Below are 20,818 nucleotides of genomic sequence, written 5' to 3' on the forward strand. Positions count from 1 at the left end.
AGTTATGGCAACCAGTGAAGAACGACTAAAGATTTTACAAATGATCCAGGACGGCAAGATCAGCCCGGCCGACGGCGCCAAGCTGCTGGAAGCGTTGACGCGCGGTTCCGGCCGCCCGGCACCCGGCCGCGTAGCTGCAGACGACGGCCGCTATCTGCGCGTGCGGGTGACGGATTTGTTCAGCGGACGAAACAAAGTGACGGTCAATTTACCGCTCAGTCTGGTGAGCGCCGGCCTGGGCATCGCCTCCAAATATGTTCCGGGGGTGCAAGAAGAAGAGTTGATGGAAGCCATCCGCAGCGGCATGACCGGCAAAGTCATCGATGTGCGCGATGAGGAAGACGGCGACCACGTGGAAATCTACATTGAGTAAAGCCACACCGGTTCGCGATCCGGACGAGGTCTTCGTCACACCAGAGCAAATACCCACTGCCTGCCAGGGCGCCTTGCACCCTGCCGCGGTAGAGGGTATTGCTTTATTTGACGCCGGCCAATATTGGGAGGCTCACGAAGCGCTGGAAACCGCCTGGCGGGCAGAACCTGGCCCGGCCCGCCACCTTTACCAAGGCATATTGCAGGTCGGCGTCGTCTATTTGCAAATAGAACGGAACAATTTCATTGGCATGGCCAAAATGTTTGAACGCTGCAAAAAATGGCTGGCGCCCTGGCCGGCGGTTTGCCGCGGGGTGGATGTCGATCAGCTGCGGGTCGATGTGGCGGCCGCGGTGGCTGCGGCCGGAGAGCTTGGCCCCGGCAACCTGGCCGGCTTCGACCGCAGCTTGTTCAAGAAGATCCAACGCGTCAGCTAGTCGCTGACAGAATTTCCGCCAACTCGCTGCTCTTAGCCAGCTGGTTGAACGGTTTTGGCGCAACCGGTTCCCCAGAGAGCTCTCTCAGGTCCATCTCCCACCAGCCCACATCCTGCCAGGCGCCCAGCTTGTAGCCCACGGCCCGATAGGTGGCGAATTGGCGGAAGCCGAAGGTTTCGTGCACGGCTACACTGCCTGGGTTAGGCAGTGTGACCGCCGCATAGACCTTGTAAAAACCTTGTAGCCTTAGAATGGCAAACAGCGCTTTGTACAGCGCGCCCGCAATGCCTTGACGGCGTGCATCAGGGTGCACATACACTGAGCATTCCACTGCCCACTGATACGCTGCCCGAGGACGGTAGCGGCTGGCATAGGCATAGCCCAGCACAACGCCTCGGCCTTGAGCCACCAACCAGGGAAATTCTGGCAGTGTGCGCTCAATGCGACCGGCCATTTCCGTTACAGAGGGCGGCTCAGTTTCGAATGAGACTGCAGAGTGGCTCACCAGTGGTGCATAAATCGCCAGAATAGCCTCGGCATCCGCCATGGTGGCCAGTCTGATGCGAAAGGACTTAGGCACTTGTCCAGCCATAGGCCAACTCGGTTACAGGCTGACCGCCGATCTGATCCTCTTTGCGCCCGATCAGCTGCCCTCCCATGTGCTCGTAGAAGCCGCAGGTCGGGTTGCCCTCCAATACCCAGAGCATGAAGCCGGCATAGCTTCGCTCAACCAGTGCGCCGCGCGCGCTTTCAAACATCGCGCGGCCAATGCCCTGCCCTTGCTGCGAAGCAAGCAGATAGATAGCGTACACTTGCCCGCCATAGGGGCCTAGGTCCTCGAGCGCTGGGCCGCCGCTGACAAAGCCCACCACGCCCTGCGTCGAGTGTTCCACCACGAAGGCGAATTCGCCCGGTGACTTTTTCTCGAACACGCTGTGCCAATAGTCCAAGCGACGTTGGATATCCAAATTGTCTAAGAAGTCTTCGGGGAGCAAGCCGCGATAGGTGCTGCGCCAGCTTTCCACATGAACACGAGCCACCGCTGCCGCATCCCCCACTCTGGCGGGGCGGATTGCAACCTGGCCGTCCACAAAATCACACGCCCATCAAAATCGCACGGGCTGGAGCGCCGTCACTGCCCACCAGTTTCAGCGGCAAACAAACGAAGTTGTACCGGCCCTGGGACACTTGTGACAGATTCAGCCCTTCCACAATGATCACACCGGCTTTTAGCAAAGCCTGGTGAGTGGGCGCAGGCTGCGGGAACGGGGCCACCGAAAGATAGTCCACGCCCACCAACTTCACGCCGCGTTTGACCAAATAATCCGCCGCGGCTTTATCCAGCCCCACATAGTCCTCGGCAAAAGGTTTGTACCCCTTCACCCATTGTTTGGAATTACGCGTGCGGATCAGCACGCGGCGGGTACGCGGAGGGATGCCGGCCGTCTCGAGCACCTGCGGTGTCACCACATCAACATCGTCTTTAAGATGGATCACATAGGCGCGCCCCACCAGGATCTTCAGCGAGAGCGTCTCCGCCGTTTTGCCATCTTTGACAAAATGATAGGGGGCATCTACGTGCGTGCCGGTGTGCACCCCCATCGCCACGCGGGATACATTGGCGACCGAACCGTCCTCAATTTTTTCGAAACGCTGCAGCACCAAGCCTTCATGACCTGGCCAGGTGGGCAATTCCGAAGAAATATCCAAGGTGATGTCGTAAGTTTTCATACTCAGCGAGCAACTGCGCGTGAGTATATAAGAGCGGTTAGTCTGCCGCCACTTCGGAATCACTCGAGTTTGGCAACAGCATTCTCAAGCGCAGTGCTTCCATCTCTTTTTTCAATTCCGCCTTCCAATCGACCCCGGCCAAATAGGCATTCTTCTGAGAAAAGCGGGCGGGCAACAGGTGGAATACACGCGGAATAGTATCGAAAGAGGTGATGCGGTCAGCTGCTAAGTAATCCAGCCAGTAGCTGGACGCCGGCATTTGCGGCCACAAAACGTGCGCCAGGCGCAGCAACACGCGCAGATGCGAGGGACGCATGGGGACCAATTGGCGCGGCTGCCCTGTTTTTTGCAAGACGATTTCGGTGATCTGCCGCAGGGTCAAATGCTCTGGGCCGCCCAACTCATAGGTTTGGCCGGCCGTGCTCTGGTCCTGCAGGCACCAGGAAAGACAGGTGACCAGATCCTCCACCCACAACGGCTGCAGCACGGTCTCGCCATCTGCCGGTAACGGAAAGACGCGCGGGAAGAAGGCAATCAGCCGGGCCAGGCCGCTGGTGAAATGGTCGCCTGGCCCGAACACCAGGCTGCTGCGCAAAATAGTGTAGTCCATGCGGCTTTGGCGAATGAACTCCTCCGCGATCCCCTTGGCTTTCAGCATGGGATAGGCCGCCGCCCTGTCAGCGTCCAGATGGCTGAGGAAGATAAAGCGCTTAACGCCGGCGTCTTCTGCCGCGTCCAAAAGGCTGCGCGTGCCGTCACTTTCGGTGGTGCGAAAATCGGCGGCGGGGTCGTTCCACCCCACCGCCGCCAGGTGAAACACTGTATCGACCCCTACCAGAGCTGCCCGCAAGCCGCGTGTGTCTGTAAGGCTGCTGATGGCCGCCTGCACAGACACGCCACGCGGCAAGCGTGGCGTCTCATTCGATGGCCGCAGCAGTGTGCGAATGCTGGCGCCTTCTTCGGATAACCTGGCGATCAAGCGCTGCCCGATGAACCCGGCCCCACCGGTGACCAAAATCATTGAAAGGTTTTACCACATCCATACCGGCATCACCGGTGGCGAGTCAGGTCAAATCATCAGGATTTGGCACGCCTCTTGCATCTTGCAGGCATGTAAAGGAGTGCGACTATGGAAATCGAAACGCAATATCACACAGAAGACGATGGCTTTGCCGGGGCGATCAGCCACAGCGCAGACATCATCGAAGATTTCCCGGAAGGCGCCGAGGAAGGCACCCCCTTCCAGGAGGTGTTCGCCAGCACGCCTGCCGACGAAACCACTGAGGCAGTGCCGGTTGAACCGGCCTTGCACATCTCCAGCGACAAACGCATGGGCATCCACTATTTCCCAGACCACAAGCATTACGGTCAGGGCGCCCTGCAGAAATGGCTGCCAGCCATTCAATCGCTGGGCGTCAATTGGATCACCCTGCCCGCACCGCTGGATCGTGCCATCCCGGATGAATTCATCAGCGGGTTGATCTCCAGCGACATCCAGCCCGTCCTGCAGTTCGACATTCCGCTGACGGAGGAATACTCCGTTGAGGATTTCGCCGCTCTGTTCCGCGCCTATGCCAGCTGGGGTGTGCGCTACGCGGTGCTGTTCGACCGCCCTAACCTGCGCAGCCAGTGGCCCGGTGTGGCCTGGACGCAGCGCGGCCTGGTGGACAATTTTCTGGACAAGTTCATCCCCCTGGCTCAGGCTGCTCGCCAAGCCGGCCTGACCCCCGTCTTCCCCGCACTGGAACCCGGCGGTGATTACTGGGACACCGCCTTCCTGCGCTCCGCTCTGGAAGGCCTGCAAGGTCGTGGCGAAAATGAACTGCTGGCCAGCCTGGTGCTGGGCGCCTATGCCTGGACGCGCGACCGGTCGATGACCTGGGGCGCCGGCGGCCCAGAGAATTGGCCGGCCACCATGCCTTACCACACGCCCGAAGGCAGCGAAGACCATATGGGCTTCCGCATCTTCGACTGGTACAACGCCATCAGCCGCGCCGTGACCGGCAGCGTGCTGCCCATTATCCTGGTGGCCGCCGGCGTCCAACGCGAAAATAGCCAGGCCCGCGATGCGCAGCCTGTGCGCCGCGCCATCGCCATGGCCGAATCACTGCAGCGCGCCCCCTCAGACACGCACAACAACCGCGTGCCGGCCAATGTCTTGGCCTGCAACTTCTGGTTGCTGTGCGCGGCCGAGGACAGCCCTTCCAGCATTCACAGCTGGTTCCGTTACCAAACCGCCAAGCCCAACCAGCAGGGCGAAGAATGGCTGGACTGGAACGCTCCCAAAGCCAAGTCGGCTGCGGTTGCCCAGCCTGTCGCTGCCGTACCGCCAGCGACATCCAGCAACCTGTCCGCCGGCAGCAAAGGCATCACCAAAGCCCAAACTTTGGCTCACTACATGCTGCTGCCACATGCCGAACACTGGCCCATGGATACGGTACGCAGTTTCCTGGAGTCGCACCAAGCCGCAGTCGGCACTTCTTTGGAGCAGGCTCTGGCCGCCTCACGCGTCACCTTGGCAGGCGGCCTTGAGGCCTACCCAGACGAAACTTTGCGTACTCTGATCCAGGCGGGCTGCGCCGTGGACAATTTGCAGGCCGCTTAAGGAGCCCAAGATGGAAGACACAAAACCCAACCCGGCCACTGCAGCCAGCGAGCTGCGCAGCCCGGTGATCAAAGTCCTGGGGCTGGGCGGCGGCGGCGGCAACGCCGTGGACCGCATGATCGAGCTGGGCATCCCTGGCGTGGAATTCATCGCCGCCAACACAGACTACCAGGTGCTGCAGAACAGCCAGGCGCCCACCAAAGTCCAACTGGGGCCGCTGCTCACCCGCGGCCTGGGCGCCGGCGGCGACTATGAGATCGGCTGCAGCGCTGCATTGGAGAGCCGCAAGGAGCTCGAAGAGGCGCTGCGCGGAGCGGACATGGTCTTCCTGGCGGCGGGCATGGGCGGCGGCACTGGCACCGGCTCCATCGCTGTGGCCGGCGAAGTCGCCCGTTCTCTGGGCGCCGTGACCATCGCCGTCGTCACCACGCCTTTCAGCTTCGAAATGGGCCGTCGCCAGCGCAACGCCCAGGAAGGGCTGGAGCGCCTGCAACCGCACACGGATACGCTGATCACCATTTCCAATGACCGCTTGCTGCAAGTGGCGCCACAAGACCTGCCGCTGGAAACTGCATTCCGCATGGCGGACGATGTGCTGCGCCGCGCTGTGCAGGGCATTGCCGAACTGATCACCCAGCCAGGTCTTATCAACGTAGACTTCTCACACATCCGCAATCTGATGCTGCGCGGCGGTGGCGCGCTGATGGCCATTGGCCACGGCAGCGGGCCTAACAAAGTGCTGGACGCCATCCAGCAGGCTCTCCAGCATCCGCTGCTGGGCGACGTCTCGCTGGCCGACGCAGACGGCGTCATCGCCAACTTCAGCGGCGGGGATGACCTGAGTTTATATGAGGTCGGCGAGGCCGTGGGCCACATCAACTCGCTGACCGGGGAGCGCGTGGACGTTGTCATGGGCCTGTCCCAGGACGAACGGCTGAACGGTCGTGCCCAAGTGATCCTGGTCGTGACTGGCCTTGGGGAGAAACCCTCCCAGCCGGTTGCCGCTTCGCACAACCAAGAGTTGCTCAGCCCTGAGCATCGAGTGGCAGAGCCTGAGGCAAAAATGGCCTATGAAGTTGCCCCGACTTTCACAGAACCAAAGATCACGGAAAGCCAACCAAGCATGCCCGCCGAGGTGTTGAGCGATTTGGATGTGCCCGCTTTCCTGCGCAAGAAAGCGCGGGTCAACGCGCAGCTGGTGGAGCAATAAGCATGGACACCAAAACAATTGACCGCATCAGCCGCGAAGTGTTGCGCAAGTTTCCCGAAATGGCGGGCTGCGCCCCGCGTATCACTCCGCAAGCCGGAGCAAAAAGCCCTGGCGGTCACGCAACCTACCTGCTGGCCTACACGGGTCACAGGGGGGATGCCGGCGGCCATGCGATCAGCCGCACAGTACGCGTGGTAGCGGACGACAGCGGTCGCATCCTGAAAGTGACCACCTCCCGCTGATGAGCACTCGCCTCGTTCACTGGCTGGAGCTCAACTTTTGGCAGCTCGCCGTGCGGGTCCTGGGCGCGGTGCGTCCGCTCAGCCATATCCGGCAAGCCCATAGCAAAACTGCTGAGGCCAACCCCGGCTGGACCATCCATACCATGGCTGGCGCCACTCTGCTCCTGAGCTTCTGCGCCGGCGCCCTGCTGGGCTGGTTCTGGTGAAATGATCAGTCCGCGGCAAGCCATTCTCGGCGGCCTGGCTGTGCTCGGCTTGATCGGCGGCCTGTTCGTTGGCCGCCTCAGCCGTGTCCTGGCCGCCCCTGAACATCCTGCACATGGCCAGGTCTTGATTGCGCTGGTCGATGACCTGCACAGCGCGGAACCGAGTTTGCTGGCGCTGTGGACGGTCACCAAGGCGGACACGAACCTGCAGCTGCGCCCGATCTACCCGGCACCCTTGACCGACAAGCAAAACTTATATGCTCAACCTCATGCCGCCATCCGGTTGAGTGAACAGCAACTGCAAGATCCCCAGCGGCTCATCACGCTCAGCGGCTCTGCCGACTGGGAGACGGTTTACTGGTTGGACCTGACCACATTTGTCACGCTAAACGCCCTAGCTGGCCACGCGCCAGCCTTGTACAGCCAAACTTGGGAACAACCGCAGCGAGCCCTGCGCGACCAGGTGGAAGCGCTGAACAATCTGTGCGCGGCGGCTGGCGCTGCCGTCACTCCAGAAAATCTGGACGCGCTGCTGGGCTTAATGCCTAAGCACTTGCGCAGCACCCTGAGTCCCTTCGAACTGATCACGACTTGGGATGATTGGGTTCAGCAAAGCGCAGGGGTTCATTGTTCGCATTCCTGGACGGGATGAATGTAACAAAGATTTTCAGTTAAACTGCCTATACTAGGTGTTCATGAGCAATAAGCCTGACTTAATACGCGTCTCTGAAGGCCTGCGCGTGGCCTATTATCGAGTATCCGCCAATTCCCGGTTTTGGGATGATCTATGGGCTAGCCAAGAAACACAAAGGCTATATGAAAATGCGCAAAAAGGAGAACTAGGGTACTTTGATGATATCTTTCCAAAGTATTTACCTACGCATGGTCGCATTTTAGAGGCTGGCTGCGGTTTAGGCCAATTTGTAATTGCTTTGAGGCAGCGCGGCTACCAAGTTGAGGGGGTAGATTACGGTGAGCAAACTATTAACGCGCTGAATAAAACGTTCCCTAAAATGAATTTTTTATTTGGAGACGTGACCAAGTTAGATGCACCCGACGGCCACTACCACGGCTATATCTCATTAGGAGTAATGGAACATCGCCAGGAGGGACCAGAACCATTCCTCAAAGAAGCAAATCGTGTTTTGGCGCCGGACGGAATCGCACTGATTTCCGTTCCTCACCTTAATGCAATAAGAACTCTCAAGAAAGCTTTTGGTTTCTTCCGCAAACCAGCTCCAGCTGGTTTATCCTTCTATCAATACCTTTATTCTTCTTCAGAGTTCAATAAGAAACTGAACGATGCGGGTTTTCAAGTAATTGCGCATCACCAGTATGACGGCCATAAAGGTTTGGTCGGTGAGCTCCCTTGGCTAATGAAGCTCTACAATCTTCCTAAGGTGGGTTGGCGAATTTATAGAGTTTTGCGGGATTGGCGTTGGGCAAATGACCACATGGGGCACATGATGATGTATGTCTGTCGCAAGATGCAACCTTAGTTGACCGGGTAAAATCTAAGGCATGGTCACCCAACCGCTCTCTCAGCCATCTTTTGAGCTGCCCCGGCCATCCTGGTTCTCACGTGTGCTGGCTGCCGTGGTGGCGGCTCTGGGGGTGGTGGCCGCGGTTGCTCTGCTTTTTTCCCTGGTGATCAGCCTGCTCAACCTCGGCAAAGTCATGCCGGGTGTTCGCGTGGCTGGTATGGACCTCAGCGGCGTCGGGCGCACGGAAGCCATCGCCCTGCTCAGCCAGCAGCTCACCTTCCCCCACACCGGAAAAGTCACCCTGCGTTACGGCGAGCGCAGTTGGCAGTTCACCCCCGCCCAACTGGGCCTGCACCTGGACGCCGAAGCTTCGGCGGGAGCCGCGTATGGCTTCGGCCGCAGCCTGTGGCCGTGGGAAAATATCGCCCAGAAAATTCAAACCCTGCAGGGCGGCGCTGACCTGGCCCCGCGCTTGATTTTTGACGGCCAAGCCGCCTACCTGGTCCTGCAGCAAATCGCAGCGGAGATCAACCAGCCGACCATTGAAGCCCAGCTTTCCTTGCAAGAACTAGATGTGTCCATGAGCCCCGGCCAGGTGGGCCTAAGTCTGGATAGTGAAAAAACCGTCACCTGGCTCGCAGCCCAATTGATGCAAATGCGGGATGTGGACGTGCCGCTGGCTGTGGAGGAAACCCCGCCGCGCATTTTGGACGTCAGCGCCCAAGCCGCTATCGCAGAAAATCTGCTAAGCCAGCCGCTGGTCATCGCCCCCGGCGGAGACTACGAAGACAACCCCGACCCCTGGACCCTGGAACCCGAGACGCTTGCCGGCCTGCTTAGCGTGGAGCGCGTGGTGGTTTTGGAAGGTGCGCATTATCAGCTGGGTTTGAACAGCCAGGAGCTAGGCGCCATCCTGGCCAGCTTGGGCAGCAAGGTCAGCGCCCAACCGCGCAATGCCCGTTTCGTCTTCAACGATGAGACCAGGCAACTCGACATCTATAAGCCCGCCGTCATCGGGCGCACGCTTAATCTGCAAGCCAGCATCGAGCACATCAACACCCAGATCGGCCAAGGAGCCCATCAGGTCGAGCTGCAGTACGACTACACTGAACCTGGGATCCTCAACTCGATCAGCGCCGAAGAGTTGGGTATCCGTGAGCTGGTCTCAGAGCAAACCACCTATTTCTACGGCTCCAGCGATGAGCGCATCCAGAATATCGCCATCTCCGCAGAGCGTTTCCACGGCCTGCTGGTCGCCCCAGGCGAAGTTTTCTCGATGGTGGAGAACATCGGTGACATCAGCCTGGAATCCGGGTTTGCCGAGGCCCTCATCATCTTCGGCGACCGCACCATCAAAGGCGTCGGCGGCGGGGTCTGCCAGGTCAGCACTACGCTCTTCCGCACTGTATTTTTCGGGGGTTTCCCGATTGTCGAGCGCTACCCACACGCGTACCGTGTCGGCTATTACGAGATGGACGCGGCCGGCAACACGCGCACCAACCTGGCCGGTTTGGATGCCGCCATCTTCGCTCCCATTGTGGACTTCAAGTTCCGCAACGATACACCTTACTGGCTGCTGATGGAAACCTATGTGGATCGCGCCGCTCGCACGATCACCTGGAAGTTCTATTCGACCTACGACGGCCGCACGGTGGACTGGGATACCAGCGGAGCCCGCAATATTGTGGATGCTCCAGACCCGGTCTATGAAGAGAATGCCGAACTGGGCCGAGGTGAAGTGAAACAAGTCGACTGGTCCGCAGATGGCGCCACCGTCAGCGTCGTCCGCACGGTGACGCGCAACGGCGAGGTCATCCACCAGGATCAGATCAACACACAATACCAAGCTTGGGCTGCGGTCTACCAATATGGGCCGGGGACGCCCAATATGCCCCCCCGGCAGATTCAAGGAAATTAGCTGATGACCTCATGGAGCATTGAAGGGGGCCTGCCACTCCGCGGAGAGATCGCGGTCAGTGGCGCAAAGAATTCCATCACCAAACTGTTGGTTGCCTCAATGCTGAGCGAACAACCCAGCCATTTTCGCAACGTACCCAACATTGGCGACCGCCTGATCACGCAGGAGATGTGCGAAGCCGTCGGCGCCCAGTTTGAAAGCCCCAGCGCGCACGGCCTCATTGTCCACACGCCGCAGATCACCAACCATGCGATCAGCGCCGAACTGGGCGGCCGTAACCGTCTGGCGATCATGATGATGGGCCCGCTGCTGCACCGCAGCGGCCGGGCTTTTATCCCGGCTGCCGCGGGCGGCGACCAGATCGGCCCCCGCCCGGTGGATTTCCACCTGGAGGGCATCCGCCGCATGGGCGCCAAAGTCCAGATCCGCGATGGCGTCTACCAGATCGAAAGTGATGGGCTGCACGGCGCCGAAATCGAGCTGCCGTATCCCAGCGTGACCACCACCGAGAATTTGCTGATGACCGCCGCCTTGGCCCAAGGCCGCACCATCCTGCGCAATGCCGCCATCGAGCCAGAGGTCATGGATCTGGTCATCTATCTGCAGAAGATGGGTGCCATCATCGACTACAACGTGGACCGCACCTTTGTCATAGAAGGCGTCTCCAAACTAAACGGAGCCAACCACCGCCTGATGCCTGACCGCATCGTGGCTGCCTCACTGGGCGTGGCGGCCGTAGCCACCGGCGGAGACGTGTTCGTGCGCAATGCCCGCCAAACGGATCTGCTGACTTTCCTCAACACCTTGCGCCGCGTAGGCGGCCTCTTCGAGGTCAAGGAAGACGGCATCCGCTTCTTCCACAACGGCCCGCTGAAGGCCATTCACCTGGAAACCAGTGTGCACCCCGGCTTTATGACCGACTGGCAATCGCCCTTCTTGCTGCTGCTGACCCAGGCTGAGGGTATGTCTGTGGTGCATGAGACCGTTTTTGAAGACCGCTTCGGCTATGTCAGCGCGCTGCAGCAGATGGGCGCCGAGATCGCACTTTACAACACCTGCCTGGGCAATCATTGCCGTTTCCACAGCAGCAACTACAAGCACAGCGCCGTGATCAAAGGGCCGGCCCAGCTAAGGGCAGCCGAGATCAACGTGCCGGATCTGCGCGCGGGTTTCACCTATCTGATCGCCGCCATCATGGCTCAGGGAAAATCCATCATCCACGGGATCGACCACATCACCCGCGGGTACGAAGATTTGGAAACCAATCTGCGCAGCCTGGGAGCGCGCATTGAGGCTGTACAATAGCATCGGAGGAAGCATGGTTAGCAAAGATCTGATTGAAATTCTGCGGTGCCCCGCCTGTGTGCAGGAGAGTGAAGGCGAGCTGGAGTTTTACCAGGAAGCTTGGTTCATCTGCAAAGAGTGCGGGCGCAAGTATCCGGTGATTGATGATATTCCTGTGATGCTCATCGAAGTGGGCGACAAATTCATCAAGACCGACAAGAAAGATCTGCAGGTTCCGGCCCCCGCCTCTGCCGCAGACTAAGATGCCTGACCTGGCGGACCTGCTGCGCGACCTAAAGGGCGGAGATGACGCCCTGGCGGAGCAAGCCGCCCTCAGCCTGCCCGCCCATGGGCAGGCTGCCTTGGACGCTTTATTGACCCTCAGCCAAAGCCCGCAGCCCAACCAGCGCTGGTGGGCGCTGCGAGCTTTGGCGGGTTTCGCTCAGCCACCAGCCGGCCAGGCCCTGGTCGCCGCGCTGGCGGATGCCGAGCCGGATGTGCGCAGTTGTGCCGCTCTGGCACTGACCCAACGCCCAGAGCCTGCCGCCATCCCAGCCCTGATCAGCATGCTGCACCGCGAAGACAGTTTGCTCTCTCGCCTGGCGGGCGATGCCCTGGCCGCAGGCGGGGCGCCGGCTGTGGCTGCCCTGACCCAGTTCCTGCAGCAACCTGAAGTCGCCGCTGGCCAAGCCGAAGCGGCCCGCGCCCTGGCGCTGGCTGGCGACAAAAATAGCATTCCTACCCTGATGAACCTGCTGGAAAGCGAATCAACATTGGTCCAGTATTGGGCGGGCGAAGGCCTGACCAAGCTGGGCGTGGGTATGACCTTCTTTAAGCCATGACACATTCACCCACTTTGCCCTTAACCCCTGAACTCAGCATTCCCCAGCTGGGCTTCGGCACTTGGAAGCTGCGCGACCCGCGCAGCGCCATCGGCCAAGCCCTGCAGGTCGGCTACCGCCATTTGGATACCGCGGACCTGTACCATAGCCACGGCGCCATCGCTGAAGCCTTGGCGGACAGCGGCTTGCCCCGCTCAGACGTTTTCATCACCACCAAGCTCATGCCGCACAGCCACGGCGCCAAGCAGGTCAAGGAGGCGGTGCAGCGTTTCCTGCAGGAACTGCGCACCGACTACATTGACCTGCTGCTCATCCATTGGCCCAGCAGCGTGCCCGTAGCTGAAACGCTGGGAGCCATGGACGCCGCTCGCAAGGCCGGGCAGGTGCGCGCCCTGGGCGTCTCGAACTTCGAGATCGACCTGCTCCAGGCTTCGCTCGACACAGGCATCCCTTTTAGCAACAACCAGATCGAATACAACCTCAAAGAGCAACCACAGGAAGTGCTGCGCTTTTGCCTGGAACGCGGCATTAGCGTCACCTCATATACTTCGCTGGAGCGCGGCACGCCAGAACAGGAAGCGCGGGTCGCCCAGCTCACCAAAACACACAATGCCACTCGTGAGCAGGTGCTGCTCAGCTGGCTGATGCACAAGGGCATGATCGTGATCCCGGCTTCCTCCAACGCCGCCCATATCGAGAGCAACTTCCAAAGCCTGCAGATCAAATTGGCTGACGAGGATATTGCCTACCTCGAGAAAGGCGTGGGGACAGAATGAGCGAGTCCTGGGTCTTCTGGGCTTTCCTTTCCGCCTTGTTTGCTGCGGTGACCAATCTATTGGCCAAAGCGGGTATTAGCGGCATCAGCTCGGACTTTGGCACGCTCATCCGTACTCTGGTCGCCCTCCCCGCCATGGCGTTGGTCGTCTGGGCCACGGGCGAACTCCGCCAGCCGGCTGACTGGACGCTGAGGAGCATGCTGCTGCTGGGCTTCTCCGGCCTGGCCACAGCTGCCTCCTGGCTGGCGTTCTTTCGCGCCTTGAGTCTGGGACAGGCGTCCCAGGTGGTTTCGGTGGACAAGCTCAGTGTTGTGCTGGTGGCCCTGTTCGGAGTGGCCCTGCTGGGAGAGAAGCTCACCGCTATCAACTGGCTGGGGATCCTGCTGGTGGCTGGCGGAACGATACTGGTGGCGATACACTAGCCTCACATGCCTAACCGCCTCGCCGATTCCAACTCCCCTTACCTGCTGCAGCACCAGCACAACCCGGTGGACTGGTATCCCTGGGGCCTTGAAGCGCTGCAGCGCGCCCAGACCGAAGACAAACCCATCTTTCTCAGCATCGGCTACGCCGCCTGTCACTGGTGCCATGTCATGGCCCACGAATCCTTCGAAGACCCGGAAACCGCCGCCTACCTCAACCAGCATTTCATCAACATCAAGGTCGACCGTGAAGAGCGCCCCGACATTGACGGTATTTATATGGAAGCGGTCGTAGCGCTCACCGGCTCCGGTGGCTGGCCGATGAGCATCTTCCTCATGCCGGATGGGCGGCCTTTCTGGGGCGGCACCTATTTCCCACCTCTCCCCAGCCACCGCATGCCCTCTTTCCGCCAGGTGCTGGAACATATCGTGGGTTTATGGAATGGGGAGCGGGATAAGGTGGAAGCCGCCGGCGAGCAGTTGAGAGAGCATCTCTGGCAACCACTGGTTACCAGCGACAACAACCTTCTACAGGCGGAAGAACTGGACAAGATCTCCATGGCGCTGGCCCAGGCCTATGACTGGCATCTGGGTGGCTGGGGACACGCCCCCAAGTTCCCGCAGCCGATGAGCATCGAGTTCCTGCTGGGGCGCAGCACTCAGGGCGACAAGCTGGCCGGCGATATGGCCCGCCATGCCCTGAATGCCATGGCGCTGGGCGGTCTCTACGATGTAGTGGGCGGTGGTTTTGCCCGCTACAGTGTGGACAATCTGTGGCTGGTGCCGCACTTCGAGAAGATGCTTTACGACAATGCCCAGTTGGCCCGTGCCTACCTGCACGGCCATCTGGTCACGGGGGACCCACACTTCCGCCAGGTCTGTGAGGAAACTCTGGATTTCGTGCTGCGCGAGCTTTGTGATGAAAGCGGCGGCTTTTACAGCAGCCTGGACGCCGACTCTGAAGGACACGAAGGCAAGTTCTATGTCTGGAGCCTGGAAGAGATCAAGCAAGCCATTGGCGACCCGCTTGACCGGGACCTGCTGCTAGCCGCCTACGGCGTCACCAACCAGGGCAATTTTGAAGGCAAGAACATTCTGCAGCGCGCCAAGGATGACGCCGAGTTGGCCGAGCAGTTCAGCTTGGCGGCAGAGCAGATTCCAGTTCGCCTGCGCGCCGGCCTGGATGCCTTGCTGGCTGCCCGCGGCGGCCGCATACGTCCTGGCACAGACGACAAGGTGCTCACTGCCTGGAACGGCCTGATGCTGATCGCCTTTGCCGAAGCGGCTCGTTACCTGAAACGGCCGGACTACCTGCTGGCGGCCCAACGCAACGCCGATTTCCTGCTGACTCAGTTGCAGCCCACCGGCCGTTTGCTGCGCTCCTGGCGGGCCGGCCGGGCGGCCCACGACGCCTATCTGGAAGATCACGCCGCGTTGGGTCTTGGTCTGCTGGCGCTCTACCAGAGCGATCCGCAGCCGCGCTGGTTTGCCGAAGCCAAACGCCTGGCCGAGGACATGCTGGCGCACTTCAGCGACCCCAGCGGCGGCTTCTACGACACCCGCGACGACGCCGAAGCGCTGATCACCCGCCCCAAGGATGTGCAGGACAACGCCACGCCCAGTGGCAATGCCTTGGCGGGTACCCTGCTGCTGCAGCTAGCCGCTTACGAGGGCAACCACAGCTGGCGCCAGCAGGCAGAAAGCCTGCTGGCCAGCATTCTGCCCCAGGCAGTCCGCTATCCCACTGGTTTCGCCCAGTGGCTATGCGCAGCCCAGTTTGCTCTGGCCGAAGGGCGTGAGATTGCTCTCCTCGGCGGGTTGGCTGAACCCGCCACAGCTGCCCTGCAAGAGACCGTCTGGACTCGCTGGAGGCCTTTCGATGTGCTGGCCGCCAGCCCCGTTCCGGCGCCAGCCGGCAGCCCGGCGCTGCTCGCCGAGAGGCCTCTGGTGGACGGCCAGCCCAGTGCCTACGTTTGCCGGAACTTCGCCTGCCAACTGCCGGTTACCACGCCTGAGGCACTGGCAAAACAATTGGGCTCATAACAAAAAACGGGCCTTTCGGCCCGTTTTAGATCACTTTACTTCCTCTTGTAGCGCACCACGGTTGGGGTTGGCTTGCTGGAGCCGCTGCGTTCCACCCGCAACTCTTCTGGCGGCGTGATCAGTTCCAGGTCATAGTCACGGAACAGCATCGCCAGGATGATGGACATCTCAGTACGGGCAAAGTTCATGCCAGTGCATTTGTGCAAACCGCCGCCAAAGGTCAACAGCTCAAAGCCCCCGCCCTCTTTGCGTTCGCTAAAGCGCTCTGGGTCGTAGCGATACGGATCCGCGAAGTACTCCGGAATGAAGTGGGCTGCCGCGGTCGAGGTCATCACAAACCAGCCGGCGGGAATGCGGTAGCCATCCAGTTCAATATCTTCCTTGACTTCACGGATCAACGTCTCGGCCGAGGGGCGCAGGCGGCCGGTTTCCTGCACGGCCGCGTTGACCAGCGTGAACTCACGCATATGCATATGGCTAACTTCGTCCAGCCCGCCCAACACCCGCTCGACTTCCGCGGCCAGACGCTGGCGGTAGGCCTCATTTTCGATCAAGTGGATCACGGACCAGGCAGCCTGCCCGGCGGTGGTTTCATGGCCGGCGAACATCAGCGCGGCGAAGAAGTTGGCTACGATCTCGTCGGGCAAAGGCTGGCCGCTGCCATCCGGCTGGTCCAGCAAATACTGGAAACCATCGTCAACCGGGTTGGCCCGGCGCTCTTCGATCAACGGCTGCAAAATGGCCCGGATCTTTTGCTTGGCGGCATCCCGGCGGGCGAACTTGGGCAGCGGCAAGTTGTACAGCAGTGGGTCCAGCGAGGCGCTCAGCGCGTCGTACTGCGCCCAGAAGCCTTCGGCTTCCAGGCGTTCATGGACTGCATCCCCGAGGAAGCAGCGGCCCGCCACTTCTTTGACCAGTTCGGTCATCTGAGTGGTTATCTCCATTTCGCCGCTCTCGCCCAGGCTGTCCACCCAGGCTTTGATCGCTCGGCTCATTACAGGCAAATAGCCCACCATCTGGTCCCGGCCAAACAAACTGTGCAGCACTGGCCGGTGCTGTTTGTAGGTTTCGTGGCTGCCTAGGAAGGCGATGCGCCCAAACATGGCCGCCAGGAAAGCATACGGCTTTTCCATGTCCAGTTGTTTGTCTGTGCTGCGGAAAAAGAAGGATTGTTGCTGCGGCCCCACCAGGATCGCCATCGGCTGGCCCAATAGCTTGATGCCAAACACATTGCCATGTGTCTGATAACCGCGCCGGAAAAAGTTCTCCTGATCGCGGTAAAACTCCAGAACATGGCCGATATACGGTAAACCGCCGCTGAGCATGGGCGGTGTGGGCAATTTTTGAGAGGAAGAGATCATCTCGGTGTTGAGCATGTCGTGAGTATAGTCCACTTGTGAACTATCTCACTTTAGCGGCAGGTTAAGGCCCTAGCTCTGCGCCAAGTGACCAAACACAGGCTGGGCAACCACCAGCTCGCTCACTTCAGCTCAAGCATCACCGGGCAGTGATCGGAGCCTGCGACCTGATCAAAGATGGTCACGCTTTTGACCTGGGGGAACAAATCTTCCGACACCAGGAAATAGTCCAGCCGCCAGCCAATATTGTTGGCCCGCGCGCTGGGCGAGCGCTGCGACCACCAAGTGTATTGGACCTTGTCGGGGTTAAGCTGCCGGAAGCTGTCCACCAGGCCGCTCTCAAAATATTTGCCCAGCGCTTCGCGCTCGATCGGCATAAAGCCGGAAGTCCTTTGGTTGCTCTTGGGGCGCGCCAGGTCGATCTCGTTGTGCGCAGTGTTAAAATCGCCAGTGATGATCACACTCTTGCCTTGGGCGCGCAGCGCCTTGATATATTCCAGCAAGGCCGCATAGAATTCTAGCTTGAACTCCACGCGGTGCATGCCACTGGTGCCGCTGGGGAAATAAACGTTCAACAACTCGAAGTCATCAAAGTGGGTTTGGATCAGGCGGCCTTCGCTGTCGAACTTGGACTGGCCGAAGCCAATCTCAGCCGCACTTTTCAGTTTGGTGAACGTCGCCACACCGCTGTACCCCGGCTTCTCCGCCGGGTTCCACACGGTTTCGTAGCCAGTGAAGGCAGCCAGCTGGTCGGCGCCCAACTGCTCAGGCATCACTTTGATCTCCTGATGGCAGACCACATCCGGCTTTTGCGCCGCAACCCAATTCCAACCCTCGCGTTTCAACAGCGAACGTAACCCATTCACGTTCCAAGTGACCAATCTCATGGCTGCCTCCGTGGCCGCAATTGTACCGCGCCGGTTTTTCCAGCCGCCCCATGCTAAAATCCCCGCATGGCAAATATTGTGCAGGCGGTGCGCGGCACCCAGGACTATTACCCCGAAGACATGGCGGTGCGCAATTGGCTGTACAGCCAGATGCGCTCCGTATCCGAATCGTTTGGCTATCAGGAATACGACGGCCCTTTCCTGGAGCGCTTTGACCTGTACGCTGCCAAATCCGGCGCCGAGCTGGTGGAAAAACAGTCCTACGTCTTTGAAGACCGCGGCGGCGAAAAGATCGCCCTGCGCCCGGAGCTAACCCCGACCCTGGCCCGCATGGTGGCCAGCCGCCAGCGTCAGCTGACCTATCCACTGCGCTGGTGGTCCTTCGGCCCTTTCTGGCGCTACGAGAAGCCCCAAAAGGGCCGCAGCCGCGAGTTCTTCCAGTGGAACATCGACATGATCGGCGAAGACTCGCCTGAAGCCGATGCCGAGCTGGCCGCCGTGGCGGCCGCCTTCCTGCGCAGCGTAGGTCTGCAGCCCAGCGAGGCGCAGGTGATGGTCAATAACCGCCAGCTGATGCAGCAAGAGTTAGAGGCGCTGGGCATCCCCGCCGCCAAGCACAAGCTGGTCTTCAGCTTGGTGGATCGGCGTGACAAGCTCAGCGCGGCCGCCTGGAATGAGTATGGCGCTGAACTGGGCCTCAGCCAGGCCGAGCTGGGCGGCATTCAAAAGATCATCAGCGACCAACAACTGTGGAAGAAGTCGCCCAGCCTGGTGCGCTTCTTCGAGGCCGTGGCCGCCCACAACGCCAGCGACTACGTGCGCTTTGGCCCGCAGATCATCCGCGGGCTGGATTATTACACCGGCACCGTTTTCGAAGCCTGGGACACCGCCGGCGAGTTCCGCGCCATCTTTGGCGGCGGGCGTTACAACGACCTGGTCAATGCCGTGGGCGGCGACCCCGTGCCAGCGGTCGGCTTTGCCGTAGGCAATGTGGTCATCAGTCTGATGCTCAAGGCCCTAGGCCGCCTGCCGCAACTGAGCGCCGGCGCCCCCATCTATGTCACCGTCTTCGGCGAAGAGCAGCTGGCTGCCAGCCTGACTCTGGCAGCCGAGCTGCGCAGCGCCGGCTTGGCAGTCGCCAGCCACCTGGCCGCCGACAAACTGCAAAAGCAGTTCAAGCAAGCCGACCGGCTGGGGGCCAAGGTCGTTTTGGTGTTGGGGCCGGACGAGCTGCAGCAAAAGCAGGTCACGCTCAAAGATTTGCGCAGCGGCGAACAGCGCAACCTGCCCCGGGCGGAACTGGCGACGGAACTCAAGCGCATACTCAGCGCAACGTGATAAAATAGCCGCCGCTTGGTGGATGTAGCTCAATGGCAGAGCACCGCATTGTGGATGCGGTGGTTGCGGGTTCGACTCCCGTCATCCACCCCAGCAGCAAACACTCGGAACCCGTAAGGGTTCCGTTGTTTTTAACTCATCCCTGCTTGACAAGCGAAGCCTAAGCCAGGTATAAACTCCATTAGTAAGTGGTCGTTCACTTACTAATGGAGCCTGTAGGCATGCGCCCTCAAACACAGACTGACGAAGCCATTTTCATCAGCATCTCGACCGTGCTGCTCAGGCAGGGTTACAAGGCCCTCACCCTGCAAAACATTGCCCAGCAGGCCCAGCTCTCACCGGCCGCCCTCTCCAAACGCTTCGGCTCCAAGAAAGCCATGCTGCTAGCCTATTACGATTTCCTAATTCAAATTACCGAAGCCAGTTTTGCAGAGCTGTCTAAACGTCCGCTGCCATTGCTGGAGGCATTGACCGACCTTTTCACCCAATGGAACCAATTCATCAAAAAACCCAGCGAGTACGCCAACCTGCTGATGCTGTACCTGAACTTCGACATTGACCCGCAATTGGTGCATAAGTCCCGGCAGCGCTTGCGCCTGGTGGACGACGAAGTGCAAAAGATGCTTCGCGCCGCGGTGCAACGCGGCGAACTGATCTGCGAGGACATCCCCAACACGAGCCACACCCTGCAGGCCGCGGCCACCGGCGCGGCGCTGCTGTGGTGCAAGGATGAGCCGGGCAGCGACCCCAAAGAGCGCATCGCGGCCAGCCTGCGCATCATCCTGGAAAACCGAGAGGCAAGCTAATGGCACAAGGAATTCAAAGCAAACGCATCACCGTAGACGGCGTGGGCGTGCACTGCTTCCACGCCGGCAGCGGCAAGGAGACCATCATCCTGCTGCACGGCGCCGGCGTGGATTCGGCCAGGCTTTCCTGGGCTGAAGTGATCCCCTTGCTGGCCGAGCGCTATCGCGTCATCGCCCCTGACCTGCCGGGATACGGCGCCAGCCAGCGCATCAGCGGTGAGTATTCGCTGCCCTTTTACACCAACATCGCCAAAGGGGTCATCGAAGCTTTCGGGGGTGGCCCGGTCATCCTGTGCGGTCTATCCCTGGGCGGCGGCATTGCCCTTAACACTGCCCTCACCTACCCGGAGCTGGTAAAGGTCCTTATACCGGTAGACGCCTGGGGATTGTCCAACAAACTGCCCTGGCATCGCTTGACTTATTGGTACACGCGCTCCAAGCTTAATGAAAACATCTACAAATGGACCGCGACACCTTGGATGGTGCGCTGGTCTCTGGAGTACAACCTGATCAGCGACAAGAGCAAAGTGACCGACGAGATGGTCAACGAGATCGTTGAACTGATGAAGGCGCCGAATGCTGGCAAAGCGTTTATGTCTTTCCAAAAAGCGGAGATCACCCCGACCGGTCTGACGCGAGACTTGTCAGCCAGGTTTGCAGAAATCCAACAGCCCACCCTCTTGATCCATGGCAGCCACGATGCGGCCGTGCCGCTCAAAGACGCCATTGCAGCCAGCCGACAAATCGCGGACTGCGAGCTGTACGTGATGGAAGGCGGCAAACATTGGCCGCAGAAAGAACGTCCCGAAGAGTTTGCCAACGCCGTGCTGTCTTACCTGGATAGAAGGTTGAGCTAG

At 60.1% G+C, this 20,818-nt stretch carries 24 protein-coding genes and 1 tRNA gene; 19 read left to right on the forward strand and 6 right to left on the reverse strand.

Annotated elements, in window-relative coordinates:
* Window positions 1–4: 4 nt before the first annotated feature.
* Window positions 5–373, forward strand: a complete 369-nt coding sequence (locus KF885_09985; GenBank protein ID MBX3049488.1) for a hypothetical protein — start codon at window positions 5–7, stop codon at window positions 371–373.
* Complete coding sequence (locus KF885_09990; protein MBX3049489.1) at window positions 366–809, forward strand: DUF309 domain-containing protein; 444 nt, start codon at window positions 366–368, stop codon at window positions 807–809. Before KF885_09985 ends, KF885_09990 begins: the two co-directional genes overlap by 8 nt.
* Here KF885_09990 and KF885_09995 read toward each other — a convergent pair.
* Genes KF885_09995 through KF885_10010 form a run of 4 tightly spaced genes read right to left on the reverse strand, consistent with a single transcriptional unit; the run spans window position 802 to window position 3,561 of the window.
* Window positions 802–1,389: an N-acetyltransferase gene (locus KF885_09995; protein ID MBX3049490.1), complete on the reverse strand. Its 588-nt coding sequence runs from the start codon at window positions 1,387–1,389 to the stop codon at window positions 802–804. The two genes, KF885_09990 and KF885_09995, sit on opposite strands and share 8 nt — an antisense overlap.
* Entirely contained in the window at window positions 1,382–1,849 is a 468-nt protein-coding gene (locus KF885_10000) for a GNAT family N-acetyltransferase (GenBank protein ID MBX3049491.1), read from the reverse strand. Before KF885_10000 ends, KF885_09995 begins: the two co-directional genes overlap by 8 nt.
* Before the next feature lie 55 nt (window positions 1,850–1,904).
* Complete coding sequence (locus tag KF885_10005; GenBank protein ID MBX3049492.1) at window positions 1,905–2,540, reverse strand: cyclase family protein; 636 nt, start codon at window positions 2,538–2,540, stop codon at window positions 1,905–1,907.
* A 37-nt stretch (window positions 2,541–2,577) separates the two neighbouring features.
* A complete protein-coding gene (locus tag KF885_10010; protein ID MBX3049493.1) occupies window positions 2,578–3,561 on the reverse strand; it encodes an NAD(P)H-binding protein in 984 nt (327 codons plus the stop codon).
* A 108-nt stretch (window positions 3,562–3,669) separates the two neighbouring features.
* Here KF885_10010 and KF885_10015 point away from each other — a divergent pair, with 108 nt between their 5' ends.
* Genes KF885_10015 through KF885_10075 form a run of 13 tightly spaced genes read left to right on the forward strand, consistent with a single transcriptional unit; the run spans window position 3,670 to window position 15,572 of the window.
* Window positions 3,670–5,145 carry a hypothetical protein gene (locus KF885_10015; protein MBX3049494.1) on the forward strand — a complete coding sequence of 492 codons (1,476 nt, stop codon included), beginning with the start codon at window positions 3,670–3,672 and terminating at the stop codon, window positions 5,143–5,145.
* Window positions 5,146–5,155: 10 nt separating this feature from the next.
* Window positions 5,156–6,355, forward strand: coding sequence for a cell division protein FtsZ (gene ftsZ, locus KF885_10020; protein ID MBX3049495.1), 1,200 nt, complete (start codon window positions 5,156–5,158; stop codon window positions 6,353–6,355).
* Between the two features lie 2 nt (window positions 6,356–6,357).
* Window positions 6,358–6,597, forward strand: a complete 240-nt coding sequence (locus tag KF885_10025) for a hypothetical protein (GenBank protein MBX3049496.1) — start codon at window positions 6,358–6,360, stop codon at window positions 6,595–6,597.
* Window positions 6,597–6,803, forward strand: a complete 207-nt coding sequence (locus KF885_10030) for a hypothetical protein (protein ID MBX3049497.1) — start codon at window positions 6,597–6,599, stop codon at window positions 6,801–6,803. The genes KF885_10025 and KF885_10030 overlap by 1 nt, the downstream gene beginning before the upstream one ends.
* A 1-nt stretch (window position 6,804) precedes the next feature.
* A complete protein-coding gene (locus KF885_10035; protein MBX3049498.1) occupies window positions 6,805–7,455 on the forward strand; it encodes a hypothetical protein in 651 nt (216 codons plus the stop codon).
* Between the two features lie 43 nt (window positions 7,456–7,498).
* Window positions 7,499–8,302: a class I SAM-dependent methyltransferase gene (locus KF885_10040; protein ID MBX3049499.1), complete on the forward strand. Its 804-nt coding sequence runs from the start codon at window positions 7,499–7,501 to the stop codon at window positions 8,300–8,302.
* A gap of 22 nt (window positions 8,303–8,324) precedes the next feature.
* Window positions 8,325–10,205, forward strand: a complete 1,881-nt coding sequence (locus tag KF885_10045; protein MBX3049500.1) for a VanW family protein — start codon at window positions 8,325–8,327, stop codon at window positions 10,203–10,205.
* A gap of 3 nt (window positions 10,206–10,208) precedes the next feature.
* On the forward strand, window positions 10,209–11,510 hold the full coding sequence (gene murA / locus KF885_10050) for a UDP-N-acetylglucosamine 1-carboxyvinyltransferase (GenBank protein ID MBX3049501.1): 1,302 nt from the start codon (window positions 10,209–10,211) through the stop codon (window positions 11,508–11,510).
* Window positions 11,511–11,523: 13 nt separating this feature from the next.
* Window positions 11,524–11,751, forward strand: coding sequence for a hypothetical protein (locus tag KF885_10055; protein ID MBX3049502.1), 228 nt, complete (start codon window positions 11,524–11,526; stop codon window positions 11,749–11,751).
* A gap of 1 nt (window position 11,752) precedes the next feature.
* Complete coding sequence (locus tag KF885_10060) at window positions 11,753–12,331, forward strand: HEAT repeat domain-containing protein (protein ID MBX3049503.1); 579 nt, start codon at window positions 11,753–11,755, stop codon at window positions 12,329–12,331.
* On the forward strand, window positions 12,328–13,107 hold the full coding sequence (locus tag KF885_10065) for an aldo/keto reductase (protein ID MBX3049504.1): 780 nt from the start codon (window positions 12,328–12,330) through the stop codon (window positions 13,105–13,107). Before KF885_10060 ends, KF885_10065 begins: the two co-directional genes overlap by 4 nt.
* Complete coding sequence (locus KF885_10070; GenBank protein ID MBX3049505.1) at window positions 13,104–13,529, forward strand: EamA family transporter; 426 nt, start codon at window positions 13,104–13,106, stop codon at window positions 13,527–13,529. The genes KF885_10065 and KF885_10070 overlap by 4 nt, the downstream gene beginning before the upstream one ends.
* Before the next feature lie 6 nt (window positions 13,530–13,535).
* Entirely contained in the window at window positions 13,536–15,572 is a 2,037-nt protein-coding gene (locus KF885_10075; GenBank protein ID MBX3049506.1) for a thioredoxin domain-containing protein, read from the forward strand.
* A 35-nt stretch (window positions 15,573–15,607) separates the two neighbouring features.
* Here KF885_10075 and KF885_10080 read toward each other — a convergent pair whose 3' ends face one another.
* Window positions 15,608–16,948: a cytochrome P450 gene (locus KF885_10080; GenBank protein ID MBX3049507.1), complete on the reverse strand. Its 1,341-nt coding sequence runs from the start codon at window positions 16,946–16,948 to the stop codon at window positions 15,608–15,610.
* A 104-nt stretch (window positions 16,949–17,052) separates the two neighbouring features.
* Complete coding sequence (gene xth, locus KF885_10085) at window positions 17,053–17,817, reverse strand: exodeoxyribonuclease III (GenBank protein MBX3049508.1); 765 nt, start codon at window positions 17,815–17,817, stop codon at window positions 17,053–17,055.
* 66 nt (window positions 17,818–17,883) lie between these two features.
* Between xth and hisS the strand changes: the two genes are divergently transcribed.
* The 4 genes from hisS to KF885_10105 all read left to right on the forward strand — a co-directional run bounded on the left by hisS (window position 17,884) and on the right by KF885_10105 (window position 20,818).
* Complete coding sequence (gene hisS, locus KF885_10090) at window positions 17,884–19,155, forward strand: histidine--tRNA ligase (GenBank protein ID MBX3049509.1); 1,272 nt, start codon at window positions 17,884–17,886, stop codon at window positions 19,153–19,155.
* A gap of 18 nt (window positions 19,156–19,173) precedes the next feature.
* Window positions 19,174–19,248, forward strand: a tRNA-His gene (locus KF885_10095).
* 128 nt (window positions 19,249–19,376) lie between these two features.
* Window positions 19,377–19,961 (forward strand): TetR/AcrR family transcriptional regulator, encoded by a 585-nt coding sequence (locus KF885_10100; protein MBX3049510.1) that lies wholly within the window; start codon window positions 19,377–19,379, stop codon window positions 19,959–19,961.
* Window positions 19,961–20,818 carry an alpha/beta hydrolase gene (locus tag KF885_10105; protein MBX3049511.1) on the forward strand — a complete coding sequence of 286 codons (858 nt, stop codon included), beginning with the start codon at window positions 19,961–19,963 and terminating at the stop codon, window positions 20,816–20,818. The genes KF885_10100 and KF885_10105 overlap by 1 nt, the downstream gene beginning before the upstream one ends.

It is taken from the genome of Anaerolineales bacterium (assembly GCA_019637805.1).
Lineage (GTDB): Bacteria > Chloroflexota > Anaerolineae > Anaerolineales > UBA11579 > JAMCZK01.